This is a genomic window from Streptomyces niphimycinicus (assembly GCF_018883605.1).
In the GTDB taxonomy this organism is placed as follows: Bacteria; Actinomycetota; Actinomycetes; order Streptomycetales; family Streptomycetaceae; genus Streptomyces; species Streptomyces niphimycinicus.
The window spans coordinates 1-1,255 of record NZ_JAHLEM010001065.1 but is presented as its reverse complement, the minus strand read 5'-3'; the positions used below and the strand labels follow the sequence as shown (position 1 = coordinate 1,255).

The window sequence follows — 1,255 nt, the reverse complement described above, 5'->3', positions numbered from 1 at the left end:
TGACATCCACCGCGGCGATCCGTACCTGCGCACCCAGGTCGCTCAGCCGCTCGGCCAACTCGGGTGCGCCGGGCGCGTCCGAGCCACGGCGGCTGACCAGGACCAGTTGCTTGACCTGCCACGTACGCACCAGATGCTCGGCCACCAGACCGCCCAGCAGGCCCGTACCACCGGTGATCAGCACCGTACCGTCGGGATCGAGCCCACCAGGGGCCGGCTCTCCCGATTCGCTCTCGTCGGCGCCGTCGGTGTCGCGTGCGCGCATCAGCCGGGGCACCATCAGCCGCCCGGAGCGCAGCGCCGCCTGTGGCTCATCCGCCCGTACGGCACGCACGACGGCATCCACCACAGCACCCGCGGCCGGATCGGTGTCCCGGTGAAGGTCGAGGAGGACAAACCGGTCCGGGTGTTCCGCCTGCGCACTCCGCAGCAGGCCCCACAGCCCTGCCGCGGCCACATCCAGCTCGTCGTCGCCGGAATTCCCCGCTTCAGGGCCTCCGGTCGACACCGCGCCGCGTGTCACCACCACCAACCGGGTGTCGGCCAGCCGCGGTTCGGCCAGCCACCCCTGCACCAGCTCCAGCGCTCGGCCGACGGCAGCCAAGCCATCGGCCGCCTTCGCCGCGGCTCCGGCCTCCGGCGAGCCACCGCCTGCGGGCAGGTGGGTCACGGTGAAGGCGGGAGGTGGCGCGCCGTCGTCAAGCGCGGCGACCAACGCTTCGAGCGCCGGATGGCACACCACTCCCGCATCGCCGAGTCCGGGCTCCTGGGCCAGGTGCAGGGCGTCCGCACCCAACACGACCCAGCCCGTGGCGTCGGAGCCGTCCACCTCCGGCACATCGGGCATCGGGATCCAGTCCAGCGTGAACAGCCCATCGACGCCACGTCCGCTCCCGGACCTCAACTGGCTGGGGTCGGCGGGGCGCATCGTCAGGGAGTCGACCGTCAGCACCGGGGCGCCCACGCCATCGGCCACGACCACCCGCAACCCGTGCTCCCCCACCGCACCGTCCTGATGGGGAGAGGGCTGGCGGGGCGAGAGCCGGACCCGGACCGTGGTCGCCTCCGCGGCCCACAGAGAGACTCCGCTCCAGGCGAACGGCAGCCTCATCCCGCTGTCGTCGGCCGACTCCAGGTCGGCCGCGAGCAGCATGGGATGCAGGGCGGCGTCGAGCAGTGCCGGGTGGATGCCGAAGCCCTCCGCGTCCCCCGCCGCCTCGGGCAGCGCCACCTCGGCCAGCAGGTCAACGCCGTC

At 73.2% G+C, this 1,255-nt stretch carries 1 protein-coding gene; it reads right to left on the bottom strand.

Annotation, left to right across the window (positions count from 1 at the left end; translation table 11 throughout):
- Positions 1-1,255, bottom strand: a 1,255-nt coding sequence (locus KN815_RS47535) for a SpnB-like Rossmann fold domain-containing protein (RefSeq protein ID WP_216347980.1), incomplete at both ends; no start/stop codon positions are given.